Annotated in this window: 9 protein-coding genes and 1 riboswitch; of the genes, 6 read left to right on the forward strand and 3 right to left on the reverse strand. The window is 68.3% G+C overall.

Features of this window, described 5'->3' with window-relative positions:
* Positions 1-26: 26 nt before the first annotated feature.
* Positions 27-2,084: an L-dopachrome tautomerase-related protein gene (locus tag O6W96_RS13005; protein ID WP_353469938.1), complete on the reverse strand. Its 2,058-nt coding sequence runs from the start codon at positions 2,082-2,084 to the stop codon at positions 27-29.
* A gap of 239 nt (positions 2,085-2,323) precedes the next feature.
* Entirely contained in the window at positions 2,324-2,773 is a 450-nt protein-coding gene (msrB, locus tag O6W96_RS13010) for a peptide-methionine (R)-S-oxide reductase MsrB (protein ID WP_353469939.1), read from the reverse strand.
* Between the two features lie 217 nt (positions 2,774-2,990).
* Here msrB and O6W96_RS13015 point away from each other — a divergent pair, with 217 nt between their 5' ends.
* From O6W96_RS13015 to alr, 6 genes are all read left to right on the forward strand, one after another.
* Positions 2,991-5,066, forward strand: a complete 2,076-nt coding sequence (locus O6W96_RS13015; RefSeq protein ID WP_353469940.1) for a TonB-dependent receptor — start codon at positions 2,991-2,993, stop codon at positions 5,064-5,066.
* Positions 5,067-5,240: 174 nt separating this feature from the next.
* Positions 5,241-5,457: riboswitch (cobalamin riboswitch) on the forward strand.
* A gap of 114 nt (positions 5,458-5,571) precedes the next feature.
* On the forward strand, positions 5,572-7,422 hold the full coding sequence (locus O6W96_RS13020) for a TonB-dependent receptor plug domain-containing protein (protein ID WP_353469941.1): 1,851 nt from the start codon (positions 5,572-5,574) through the stop codon (positions 7,420-7,422).
* Positions 7,419-8,213: an ABC transporter substrate-binding protein gene (locus O6W96_RS13025; RefSeq protein ID WP_353469942.1), complete on the forward strand. Its 795-nt coding sequence runs from the start codon at positions 7,419-7,421 to the stop codon at positions 8,211-8,213. Before O6W96_RS13020 ends, O6W96_RS13025 begins: the two co-directional genes overlap by 4 nt.
* Before the next feature lie 157 nt (positions 8,214-8,370).
* Entirely contained in the window at positions 8,371-9,339 is a 969-nt protein-coding gene (locus tag O6W96_RS13030; protein WP_353469943.1) for a FecCD family ABC transporter permease, read from the forward strand.
* The gene (locus O6W96_RS13035; RefSeq protein ID WP_353469944.1) at positions 9,330-10,109 is read left to right on the forward strand and encodes an ABC transporter ATP-binding protein; all 780 of its coding nucleotides are present in this window, start codon (positions 9,330-9,332) and stop codon (positions 10,107-10,109) included. The genes O6W96_RS13030 and O6W96_RS13035 overlap by 10 nt, the downstream gene beginning before the upstream one ends.
* Positions 10,110-10,157: 48 nt before the next feature.
* A complete protein-coding gene (gene alr, locus O6W96_RS13040; protein WP_353469983.1) occupies positions 10,158-11,183 on the forward strand; it encodes an alanine racemase in 1,026 nt (341 codons plus the stop codon).
* A gap of 40 nt (positions 11,184-11,223) precedes the next feature.
* On the opposite strand, the gene O6W96_RS13045 is transcribed toward alr, so the two are convergent.
* A complete protein-coding gene (locus O6W96_RS13045; RefSeq protein ID WP_353469945.1) occupies positions 11,224-12,411 on the reverse strand; it encodes an acetyl-CoA C-acetyltransferase in 1,188 nt (395 codons plus the stop codon).
* Positions 12,412-12,424 lie beyond the last annotated feature (13 nt).

Below are 12,424 nucleotides of genomic sequence, written 5' to 3' on the forward strand. Positions count from 1 at the left end.
GACGCAGCAACAGGGCGGGGTGACGGTCAGCTCGGGCGAACCGTGTCCGGCATGAACGCGAACAGTGCGGTCCGGATCGATGCGGGCGCGCCGGGTTTGAACCAGTTGGTGTCCTGGATGTGGCTTGCCGTCAGGTAGATGCGACCGTCCGGCCCTTCGGAAAAGGTGTCGGGCCAGCGCAGTCGCTTGTCGGTGAGGACCGTTTCGACACGATCGCCGACCAGCCGCGTGATCGCGTTGTCGGTCGGCGACGTCAGATAGAGCACGCCCGCCTTGCTCATCCACAGGCCGTCGGCGACATGCGTTTGCGCGACAGTCTTCACACCAGCCGCGCGATCCGCCTCGCTGACGCCATCGCGTAGCAAGGCAGTGTCGATCGCGTAGAGCGTCCGGCCGGTGAGCGCCTGGAAATAGAGCGTCCCGCCATCGTTCGAGATCGCGATGCCGTCGGCGGCGAAGGCGGGCTGGCGACCGTCCGGGCGGAGCAGCGGCGTCCCGTCGGTCTCGACCGTGACCGCCTTGTCGACCTGCGTCGATCCGTGGCCATCCAGCGCGCGGAAGGATCGGCCTGACTCGAGGTCGACGACGATGATCGCGCCGCGGGTGCCGCTGTCGGTGATGTAGCCGGTCCTGCCGTCGGGCGAGAAGCGGATGTCGTTGAGGTAGGTGCCTTGCAGCGCGACGTCGAGCGGCACCGGGATGACCTTCACGACGCGGTCGGTGGCGAGGTCGATCTGGACCAGCTTGGGCGCGCCTTCGAGGATCTTCTCGTTGCCGGGTGCGCCGGGATCGAGCACCCACAGGTTGCCGCGACCATCGGCGACGATCGACTGAACGCAGACGAAATAGTCCCCGACCGGCAGTTCGTTCGCCCGCGCGTTGCGCCAGCTGTTCCATGTGTCATCGGGATAAGGCCGGAGCGAGCCGTCCTCGAGGAGTTCGGCGACCGAGATCGGCGCGTCGTCGGTCCAGCGCGGGAAATTGACGAAGCGGCGGCCATCCGCCGTCACCGTAACGCCCGTTACCTGGTGATCGAACTCCGCGATGCTCGTCAGCGGGCTCGCGGCACGTGCCTGCGCTTGGGCGATACCGATCGCCGCGGTGGCGATAACGCCGATCGCAGCCGCCCCGAGCAGATAGGGCTTCGCCTTCGATATGGCTGGGCTCTGGTCCGCCGCCGCCGCCGCCGCCGCCGCCACCAAGGTGGCGGGGTTGCCGGTGAAGAGTTGGACGAGATGGCGCGACACCGTTTCGGGCGCCTCGCGCTGGATGAAGTGGCCGACACCGGGCAGCGTCACGAAGGCGAACGGGCCGGTGAACTTCGCGGGCACCGCGGCGCTGGCGCTGGGCGGGTTCACGCCGTCGACCTCGCCCTGGAAATACAGCGTCGGGAGCGACAGCGAGGCGGTTGCCTTCACCTTGTCCTCAAGCCACTGGCTGCGCGGATCGGGCTTGGCCTCGTCCCAGCGCGCGCGGTAGCTGTGCAGCGTCACGGCCGCCCAGTCCGGATTCTCGAACGATGCGGCGACACGCGCGAACGTCGCTTCGTCGAACCAGCCGGGCGGCGACCAGTTGACCCAGTGGATATGCGCGAAGCCCTTGTGGTCGTCGCGCACCGCCTGCGCACCCCGCGCGGTGGCCATGAACCAGTGATACCATTGGCGCTGCGCCTGCTCGAACGGCGGCGTCGGCATGCCGCCGAGCCGTGGCGGCGTCGCGAGCATCGCCATCCGCTCGACCCGGTCCGGCCAGCCGACCGCGAGTGCCTCTGCGGTGTTCGAACCCCAGTCGTGCCCCGCGACCATGAACGTCTCGATCCCGAGCCCGTCCATCAGCGCGATCATGTCCATCGCCAGGATCGCGCTGTTGCCGGTGCGCGGCGCATCGCCGACAAACCGCGTTTCGCCAAAGCCGCGAAGCGTCGGTACGATCGTCCGCAAACCGGCATCGTGGAGCGCGGGCAGGACGGCGTCCCAGGTCGATGCATCGTCTGGCCAGCCGTGGATCAGCAGCACCGGGGGGCCATCGCGCGGGCCGGTATCGGCATAGGCGAAGACGAGATCTTCGGTCGTCAGGATCGGCATGAGGGTCCTTTGGGAACGAGGGCGCGCCGAGGCTCGAAGCCTGTGCCTAGGCCGCGCTCGAAGTCGCCGGCAAAGGGACGCTTGCAGGGGGAACAGTCCGCGCGAGACGCTGTTCCAACCCACACCACGATCATTCGCACCCCGCGGCCCTCGACGCTCGCCGACCTCTTCCCGAAATTGCGGGACGGCTCACTGGCGCGTGCCGTCCCGTTTCATGCCCTCGTACCGCTGGCCGTACTTCAGCCTGCCGCGTCGACCTGGTCGAGATAGGCCGCGTAGCCCTGCGTCTCCATCTCGTCGCGCGGCACGAACCGAAGCGACGCGGAGTTGATGCAGTAGCGCAGTCCGCCCTGATCCTGCGGGCCGTCCTCGAACACATGGCCGAGATGGCTGTCGGCGCCGGCCGACCGGATCTCGGTGCGGACCATGCCGTGGCTGCGATCGTGCAGCTCGGTGACGTGGACGGGCGAGATCGGCCGGGTGAAGCTGGGCCAGCCGCAATGCGAATCGAACTTGTCGGCCGACGCGAACAGCGGTTCTCCGGAGACGATGTCGACATAGACGCCCGGTTCGCGGGTGTTCAGATATTCGCCGGTTCCCGGCCGTTCGGTGCCGCTCTGCTGCGTCACGTGGAACTGCTCGGGGGTGAGCTTGGCGATGGCTTCGTCGGTCTTCTTATACTCGGTCATGGTATGTCCCATCAGCGTGAACGCAGGCCTCCACCGATATCGAACGCTCGCATCGATGGGGTTTCCGCTAATATAGGGTGTCTTGGCGCTGGCCCAATGAGCGGGGGCCCAATGAGCGGGGGCCCAATGAGGGGGGCGGCGGACACGTCGGCGATATATTCCCAGGCGACCTTTGACCGGCTTTTCAGGCGAGGAAAAAAGATGTCATGCGGCGTGGATGATTCGCACTCCGCTGTCCGCGCTCGCCTGCATCCTGTTCTCATCGGGAAGCGCCCTTGCTCAATCGACCGAGGCGCCGACCGACGCCGCGCCCGACATCGTCGTCACCGGGCGCGGGCTGGCGGATGCGCCCGGCGATCGTGCCTATGATATCGTCACGATCGAGCGCGACCGGATCCAGGCGAATGCGAGCAACAGGCTGGAGAGCGTGCTCGCCGACGTTGCGGGTCTCCAGCAGTTTCGTCGATCGGATTCGCGCAGTGCCAACCCGACCAGCCAGGGGATTTCGTTGCGCGGGATCGGCGGCAATGCCTCCAGTCGCGCGCTGCTGATCTTCGACGGCGTGCCGCAGGCGGATCCGTTCGGCGGCTGGGTCGCGTTCCCGGCCTATGCGACGGGGCGGCTCGGGCGCATTCGCGTGACGCGCGGTGGCGGGAGCGGATACCAGGGACCGGGCGCGCTGGCTGGCACGGTCGAACTGGAGAGCGCGACGCCCGATCAACTGACGCCGTTCCAGGGAAGTGTTGCTTACGGCAGCCGGGACTCGGTCGATGCGCAGGGCTCTGCGGCACTGGTGCGGGGGGCGGGGTTTGCGACCTTGTCGGGCGCTTACGCGCGCGGGGACGGCTTTACGCCGACGGTCGGGGAGAGCCGCGGGATTGTCGATCGTCCCGCGCCGTACGAGCAGGCGTCGGGGGCGTTGCGGACCGTCGTCGGAATCGGTGCGAAGACAGAATTGCAGATGAACGCGAGCGCCTTCACCGACACGCGCGACCGGGGCAGCGACTTTACCGCTAACAAGAGCGAAGGGGCCGATGCGAGCGTTCGGCTGATCGGGCGCGGGCGCTGGGGCTATTCGGCGCTGGCGTATCTGCAGACGCGCGCGTTCGCGAGCAGCTTCAACAGCATCAATGCCGCGCGGACGACCGCGATCCAGTCGCTGAACCAGTATAATACGCCCGCCACCGGGCTCGGCGGGCGGATCGAGATCGCGCCGCCGCTGGGCGAGAGTATCGCGCTCAGGCTGGGCGCGGATATCCGCGACGTGAGCGGCAAGACGCAGGAACTCTACACGTTCGTCAACGCGGCGCCGACGCGGCGGCGCGAGGCTGGCGGGAGTACGACGACGACCGGTGTGTTCGCCGATGGAAGCGTAGTGGCGGGCGACTTCACGTTCAGCCTTGGTGGACGGGTCGACTGGTGGTCGATCGATGGCGGCTATCTGACGGAACGGCCGTTGGCTGGCGGGGCGGCGCTGACCAACCTGCGCTACGCGGACCGCGACGGCAGCGAGGCGACCGGGCGTGCGGGGATCGCGTATCAGCCGATCGAGCCGATCACGCTTCGTGTCGCCGGGTATCGTGGGTGGCGATTGCCGACGCTCAACGAACTGTATCGCCCGTTCCGGGTCGGCAACGACGCGACTGCGGCGAACGCGTTGCTGTCGCCCGAGAGGCTGACCGGGGTCGAGGGCGGCGTCACGCTGACGCCGGCTCCGGGCGTGAGCATCGCCGCGACCTATTTCTACAACCGGCTGAAGGACGCGATCGCCAACGTCACGACGACCAACCCGCCGCAGGTGCTGCCGGGTGTCGTCACCTACCGCGTACGCCAGAACCTCGATGCGATCCGCGCGCACGGGTTCGAACTGGATGCGTCGTATCGGCCCAATGCCGGCAATAGCCCGTTTGGCGTGCAGGCATCGTGGTCGCACACGAACTCGAAGGTCGAGGGTTCGGGAATCACCGCCGCTCTGGACGGCTTGCGTCCGGCGCAGACCCCGCGCGACCAGGTGTCGGGAACGGTCGACTGGCGACACGACGCGGCGGCGCTGTCGCTGACCGTGCGGCATATCGGCCGGCAGTTCGACGATGACCAGAATACGCGGGTACTCGACCCGGCGACGACGCTGGATGCGTATGCCGCGTTGCCGATCCTGCGCTCGCTCGTCGCCGAGGTGCGCGGGGAGAACCTCTTCAACGAACGCGTCGAGGCGGGAATCAGCGGCGCGAACATCGTCGAACGCGCGACGCCGCGGACAATTTGGGTGGGGCTGCGCTACGGAGGGCGATGATATCTGATCCTCCCCCTGGCCGGGGGGGGGGGGCTGGCGCTTGGCAGACGGAAGGGAGGAAAGACGACGTCCGTTGCGAAGTCCTCCCCCTCCGTCGCCTTCGGCGCCACCTCCCCCTGGCGGGGGAGGATCGTCGATTAGGCCCCCGCGTTGACCCGTGCATGGCGCGCGACTAATGCCAGTTTCGTGAAGGGTTCCCGGCGACGGGATCAAAAGGGAAGTCGGTGCGCGGGCTGGGTCGTCAGGATCCTCATCCGCAAGACCGGCGCTGTCCCCGCAACTGTGACCGGTTAGCGGCCACCCCGATTATGCCACTGGGTTTCGACCTGGGAAGGCGGGGTGGAGGCGATGACCCGGAAGCCAGGAGACCTGCCTTTCACGGTCGATCCACTGCGCGGGCGGGTGCTCCGGCGCGGACGAGTGCTCCGGTCCAGCCGGGTTTCCTCGAGCGAGAGACGTCTGCCGTTCCCGAATGGTCGTGGGCGGTTCTGACAGGACGTGCCCCATGACGAAATTCTTCCTGCTCCTGAGCGCCGCGGCGATCGCGTTGCCGGCCTATGCCCAGGACATGCCCGATACCGACGCCCCCGAACTCGTCGTTACCGCGAGCCGCGTTGCCCAGCCTGCCAGCGAGATCGGCCAGGCGGTGACCGTGATCGACCGCGCCGAGATCGAGCGCCGCCAGACCGTCGTCATATCCGATCTGCTCGCGACCACGCCCGGCGTCACCGTCACGCGCAACGGAACGCTCGGTGCGCTGACCGGCGTGCGGATCCGCGGTGCCGAGTCCGACCAGACGCTGGTGGTGATCGACGGCGTGCGCGTCAACGATCCGGCCTCGACCGGCGGCGGCTTCGATTTCGGCAACCTGCTGTCGAGTTCGGTCGAGCGGATCGAAGTGTTGCGCGGGCCGAACTCGGTGCCGTGGGGCAGCCAGGCGATCGGCGGTGTCGTCAACATCATCACCGCCGCACCAACCGAAGGCGTTCAGGCGCGCGCCCACGCCGAATATGGCTATGCCGACAGCATGTTCGCGAGCGCGGGCGTGTCGGGCAAATCGGGGCCGGTATCGGGTTCGCTGACCGGCGGGTATCTGAAGACCGACGGCATCTCGTCCGCGGCCAGCGGCACGGAGCGCGACGGCTATCGCCAATATGGCGCGACCGGACGGCTGGGCGTCGAGTTCGCGCCGGGGATCGGCCTCGACCTGCGCGGCTATTTCGCGGACAGCAAGGTCGAGATCGACGATGGTTTCGATCCGGAAACCTTTGTGGTCGCGGACAGCCTTGCCTACGGGACCACGCAGGAACTCTATGGCTATGCCGGCCTGCACGCGAACTTTGCCGATGGTCGGTTCAACAACCGCGTCGCGTTCACGATCGCCGACATCAACCGCGACAATTTCGCGCAGCCCGGCGGCGATGTGTCGTTCATCGGCCGCGGCCGCAGCGAACGCTATGAATATCAGGGCGACTTCCGTCCGCTCGACCAGGTCCGCATCGTCGCTGGCGTCGAGCGCGAGAACAGCCGCTTCAACGACGGCGTTACCTATGCCGACACCGGCATCACCAGCGTGTACGGCCAGCTGATCGTCAAGCCGCTCGAGATCCTCACGATCACCGGCGGCGTGCGCAACGATGATCATGAGGATTTCGGCAGCCACACGACGTTCGGCGCGAACGCGGCGCTGGCGCCGCACACCGGCACCACCGTTCGCGCAAGTTACGGCGAAGGCTTCAAGGCGCCGACCCTGTACCAGCTCTTCTCCGAATATGGTGATCGCGATCTGGATCCGGAGACGGCGCGGAACTTCGATATTGGGATCGAGCAGGCGTTTTTGGACGACCGCGCGCGCGTCGGCGTGACCTATTTCAACCGCCGTACGCGCAACCAGATCGATTTCGATCTCGGGACGTTCACGTACCAGAACATTGCGCGTGCCGAAGCGGATGGCGTCGAGTTCACGCTTGCGCTGCGCCCGGTCGATGCGCTGACGCTGACCGCCAACTACAGCTATATCCACACCGAGAACCGCGCGACCGGCGCCAATTACGGCAACGACCTCGCGCGTCGCCCGACGCAGACCGCGAGCGTCAACGCCGACTACCGGTTCGCGTTCGGGCTCTCGGTCGGCGGCACGGTGTCGCTGGTCGGCGACAGCTTCGACGATGCCGGCAACACCACGCGGCTCGACGGCTATGCGCTCGCCAGCGTCCGTGCCGAGGTGCCGATCAACGACCGGATCGCGCTGTACGGCCGCGTCGATAACCTCGCCGACGCACGCTACCAGACGATCGCCGGCTACGGCACTTACGGTCGCGCGGCGTATGGCGGCGTGCGGTTGCGCCTGAAGTGAGGATTGGGGCGATCCTGCTCGCGCTGCTGCTGGGAGGCTGCGCCCGGCCACCCGGCGGCGGCGGGGGGATCGTCTCGACCAATCCTTGCGTCGATTCGGTGCTGGTCCGGATCCTGCCGCCCGCAAAGATCGCCGCGATCAGCCACTATTCGCAGGACGCGTCCGCGACCTCGATCCCGCTGGCCGTCGCGCGGCGGTTTCGCGGGATTGCCGGGACCGCCGAGGAGGTGATCGCGCTGCACCCCGATCTGGTCATCGCTAGCACCTATACCCCGCCCGCGACCCAGGCGGCGTACGCGCGGGCCGGGCTGAAGACATTGCTGCTCGGCATCCCGGACTCGATCGCGGAGAGCCAGGCACAGGTGACGCAGATCGCCGATGCGGTCGGTGCGCCCGCGGGAGGCGCGCGGATCAACGCCGATATCGATCGCGCTGTGGCGCGCTGGAGGCGCAAGGATGGAGCCCAGCCGAGCGCTCTGCTCTACATCAGCGGTGATCTCGCGACCGGGGGGAGCACGTTGCTGAACGAGATGATGACCCGCGTCGGTTTCCGCAACGCCGCCGCGAGCTATGGCCTGACGCATACCGGCACGCTGGCGGCCGAGACGATCGTGACGAATCCCCCGAACATCGTGATCGCCCCCGAGCGTGCGAGCCGCGGTACTGCCCTGCGCCGCCGCCTGCTGCCGAACACGCCGCAAGCCGTGTTCCCACGCGTCCTGATCAACTGCGGCGGCCCGACTATCCCGCCCGCACTCGAACGCCTCGCCGCGATAAGGGCGGGGCTGTGATGCGACACGCATACCAAAATCACCCCGGCGAAGGCCGGAGCCCAATTGGCATGGCGGAAATAACGGCGTGCTGCACGCCGTCACGATCGTCCCCCAATTGGGCCCCGGCCTTCGCCGGGGTGGCGGCGGTGGTCGGTAGGCGTGCGGTGGACCTGTGATGAACCGCGCGCTCAAACTTGCCGTATTGGCCGTTCTGGTCGTCTTCCTGTTCGGCGTGTCGCTCGGCTGCGGGAAAGTCTGGGTGCCGCTCGACGCCTGGTTCTCGAGCGATCCGCGCTGGTGGATCATTCTCGAACTCCGCCTGCCACGCGCGGTACTCGGGCTCGCGCTGGGCGCGACGCTCGGGCTGTCGGGTGCGGTCCTGCAAGGCTATCTTCGCAACCCGCTCGCCGACCCCGCAGTCGTCGGCGTGTCGTCGGTTGCGGCGCTGGCGGCAGTCGCGGCAATCGTGTTCGGGCTCGGCTCGGGCCCGGCGATCTTCGCCGCCGCGATGTTGGGCGCAGGCGGCGCGGTCGCGTTGCTCGCCGCGCTGACATGGCGGTCGCCGAGCGCGATCACCTTCATCCTAGCGGGCACGGTGCTGTCGAGCCTCGCCGGCGCGCTCACCGCGTTCCTGATCTCGATCGCGCCGAACCCCTCTGCGGTCGCCGAGGTGATCGACTGGATCATGGGCGCGTTGACCGATCGCGGCTGGGACGACGTGACGCTCGCACTGCCGCCGATGGCGGTCGGTGCGGTGCTGCTGCTGCTCACCGGCCGATCGCTGGACGCGCTGGCGCTGGGCGAGACGGCGGCGCGGTCGCTCGGGACACGGATGGGCCGGGTCCGATTGCTGGTCGTACTCGGCACTGGGCTCGTCGTCGGTGCTGGCGTTGCAGTGACGGGCGTGATCGGCTTCGTCGGGCTGGTCGTCCCGCATCTGTTGCGACCGATCTTTGGCCACCGCCCTAGCGCGTTGCTGCTGCCCTCGGCGCTCGGCGGGGCTGCGCTGGTACTCGCCGCCGACAGCCTCGTCCGCCTTGCTCCGGGCGCGGGCGAAGTCCGGCTCGGCGTGGCGATGGCGATGATCGGCGCGCCGTTCTTCCTCGGGTTGCTGGTCAGGGAACGAGGTCGCGCATGGATCTGATCATCGACGCGCTGGGCGTGAAGCTCGGCAAGCGCATTGTCCTCAACGACGTGTCCGCACACCTGCGTCCCGGCCGCGTCACCGCGATCCTCGGCCCCAACGGCGCCGGGAAGAGCACGCTGGTCAAGGCCGCCGCGGCGCTCGTCGACCGCAGCACCGGCAGCGTCCGGCTCGATGCGCAGGACGTCGCGCATATGGACCCGCGCGCCCGCGCACGTGCGATCGGCTATCTCCCGCAGGACGCGACGGTCCACTGGAACATCGTCGCGCGCGATGTCGTCGCGCTCGGCCGCCTGCCGCACCTCGGCGCGCATGCGGCGCCGTCGCCCGCCGATCGCGCCGCAGTCGAGCGCGCGATGCACGACACCGAGACGATTCACCTCGCGGAGCGCCCGGTCGGCGAACTCTCCGGCGGCGAGCGGGCGCGGGTCCTGCTGGCGCGCGTACTGGCGGGCGAGCCGCGCTGGTTGCTGGCGGACGAGCCGCTCGCGAGTCTCGATCCGTCGCACCAGATCGACCTGCTCGCCCGCCTGCGTGGCTATGCGCTTGGCGGCGCAGGGGTGGCGATCGTCCTCCACGACCTCGTCCAGGCGCAGCGCGCGGCAGACGATGCGTTGCTGCTCGCCGATGGCCGGGTCGTCGCCTTCGGGCCCGTCGCCGAGGTGATGACCGCGGAGACGCTCGGCCGCGTATTCGGCGTCCGTGTAGCGCCACTCGACGATGGCGATCGCCGCCTGCTGGTGCCGGTCGGACGCATCAAGGCGGCATAGACGGTCGACGCGCCGCGCCCGTGGCACTATCCCGCGCCGGTGATCGACATTCCCGCTCCCCTCCGCCTGCGCCTAGACGGCGACGCCCTCGTCCAGAACTGGCGCACGCTCGACCGCATGAGCGGCACCGCCGCATGTGGTGCCGCGGTCAAGGCGAACGGTTACGGCCTCGGCGCGATCGAGGTTGCGCGCCGCCTGGCCGACGCAGGCTGCCGCGACTTCTTCGTATCGAACTGGCAGGAAGCCGCTGAACTCGCCCCGCTGGGCCTGACGGTTTCCGTCCTCCACGGCGTCCGCGAAGAGGACATGCCCGCCGCGGCCGCCGGCTTTGCCCGCCCGGTTCTCAACACCCCACGCCAAGTCGCGCGCTGGAAAGCGGCGGGCGGCGGCGTGTGCGACGTCATGGTCGACACCGGCATGAACCGCCTCGGCGTGTCGGCGGATGACATTGCCGCCGGCTTGCTCGACGGCCTCCAGATCGAAACGCTGATGAGCCACCTAGCGTGCGCGGACGAGGACAGCCCGATGAACGAACGCCAGCGTGTCGCGTTCGCCGCGCTCGCTGGGCAGACATCGGCGCGACGAATGAGTCTTGCCAACTCCGCCGGTATCGCGCTCGAGGGGTATGCGTTCGATCTGACCCGGCCCGGACTGGCGCTGTACGGCGGCATCCCCCGCGCCCAACTGGGCGAAGCAATCCGGCCCGTCGTGACTCCCGAAGCCCAGATCCTCCAGCGGCGTCGCGTGGTGGCCGGTGATACCGTCGGCTACAACGCGACCTGGACGGCTTCTCGCGTAACCGAGGTTGCGATCATCAACCTCGGTTACGCGGACGGCTATTTCCGCGGGTTCTCGGACCGCGGGAGTGCGGTGGTAGACGGCAAGCATGTGCCGGTGATCGGTCGGGTGTCGATGGACCTGCTGGCGATCGACGTCACTGCAGTCGCGGAGATCGAGGAAGGCGCGTGGATCGCGCTATATTTCGCGTTGCCCGACGCCGCGGCACGGTCTGGCATGTCGCAATATGAATTGCTGACCGGGATGGGCGCGCGCTACTCCCGGTCATGGTCCTGACCGGCCGGGTCGTGATGAGCGGCCGGTAGAGGATCGAAGCTTACCGCTCGATGCACATAGCGATGCCCATGCCGCCGCCGATGCAGAGCGTCGCGAGCCCCTTCTTCGAATCGCGCTTCTGCATCTCGTAGATCAGCGTCGTCAGGACGCGGGCGCCGCTGGCGCCGATCGGGTGGCCGATCGCGATCGCGCCGCCATTGACGTTGACCTTCGATGCGTCCCAGCCAAGTTCCTTGCCGACCGACAGCGCCTGGGCGGCGAAGGCTTCGTTGGCTTCGATCAGGTCGAGGTCGGCTAGCGTCCAGCCGGCTTTCTCCAGCGCGCGCCGGGTGGCGGGGACGGGGCCGATTCCCATGATCGAGGGGTCGACGCCGGCCGAGGCCCAGCTCTTGATCGTTGCAAGGATGGTCGAGCCGCGGCGTTCGGCTTCGTCGCGGCGCATCATGACGAGGGCGGCGGCGCCGTCGTTGAGGCCGCTGGCGTTGGCGGCGGTCACCGTGCCGTCCTTCTTGAACGCGGGTTTCACGCCCGAGACGCTCTCGATCGTCGCGCCGGCGCGGATGTATTCGTCGTCGGCGACGACGGTGTCACCCTTGCGGCCCTTGATCGTGACGGGGGCGATCTCGTCCTTGAAACGCCCCGAGCCGCGGGCGGCCTCGGCCTTGTTCTGCGAGGCGACCGAGAAGGCGTCCTGCTCGCCGCGCGTGACCTGGTATTGCTCGGCAAGGTTCTCGGCGGTGATGCCCATGTGATAGCCGTTGAAGACGTCGGTCAGGCCGTCGCTGACCATCGTGTCGACGAGGCTGAGATTGCCCATCTTCTGGCCGCCGCGGATCGACTGCGCGTGCGCGGAAAGCGACATCGATTCCTGGCCGCCCGCGACGACGATGGTCGCGTCGCCGGTCTGGATCGCCTGTGCCGCGAGGGCGACCGCGCGCAGGCCTGAGCCGCAGACCTGATTGACGCCCCAGGCGGGAATCTCCTTCGGGACGCCGGCGGCCATAGAGGCCTGGCGGGCGGGGTTCTGGCCCTGGGCTGCGGTAAGGACCTGGCCGAGGATGACTTCGGAGACGTCTTTGCCGGCGACGCCGGCCTGTTCGAGCGCGGCTTCGATCGCGATGCGGCCGAGTTCGTGTGCGGGCGTGGTGGCGAACGCGCCGAGGAAGCTGCCGACGGGGGTGCGCTTGGCGGCGGTGATGACGACGTCGTTCGGGTTGAGATCGGTCATGTCAGGGTCCTCT

Source organism: Sphingomonas faeni, from assembly GCF_040407495.1.
In the GTDB taxonomy this organism is placed as follows: Bacteria; Pseudomonadota; Alphaproteobacteria; order Sphingomonadales; family Sphingomonadaceae; genus Sphingomonas; species Sphingomonas faeni_D.

Coding starts and splice junctions, on each gene's coding strand:
- O6W96_RS13005 (WP_353469938.1), bottom strand. CDS start 2,084: ATGCCGATCCTGACGACCGAAGATCTCGTCTTCGCCTATGCCGATACC.
- msrB (WP_353469939.1), bottom strand. CDS start 2,773: ATGACCGAGTATAAGAAGACCGACGAAGCCATCGCCAAGCTCACCCCC.
- O6W96_RS13015 (WP_353469940.1), top strand. CDS start 2,991: ATGATTCGCACTCCGCTGTCCGCGCTCGCCTGCATCCTGTTCTCATCG.
- O6W96_RS13020 (WP_353469941.1), top strand. CDS start 5,572: ATGACGAAATTCTTCCTGCTCCTGAGCGCCGCGGCGATCGCGTTGCCG.
- O6W96_RS13030 (WP_353469943.1), top strand. CDS start 8,371: ATGAACCGCGCGCTCAAACTTGCCGTATTGGCCGTTCTGGTCGTCTTC.
- O6W96_RS13035 (WP_353469944.1), top strand. CDS start 9,330: ATGGATCTGATCATCGACGCGCTGGGCGTGAAGCTCGGCAAGCGCATT.
- O6W96_RS13045 (WP_353469945.1), bottom strand. CDS start 12,411: ATGACCGATCTCAACCCGAACGACGTCGTCATCACCGCCGCCAAGCGC.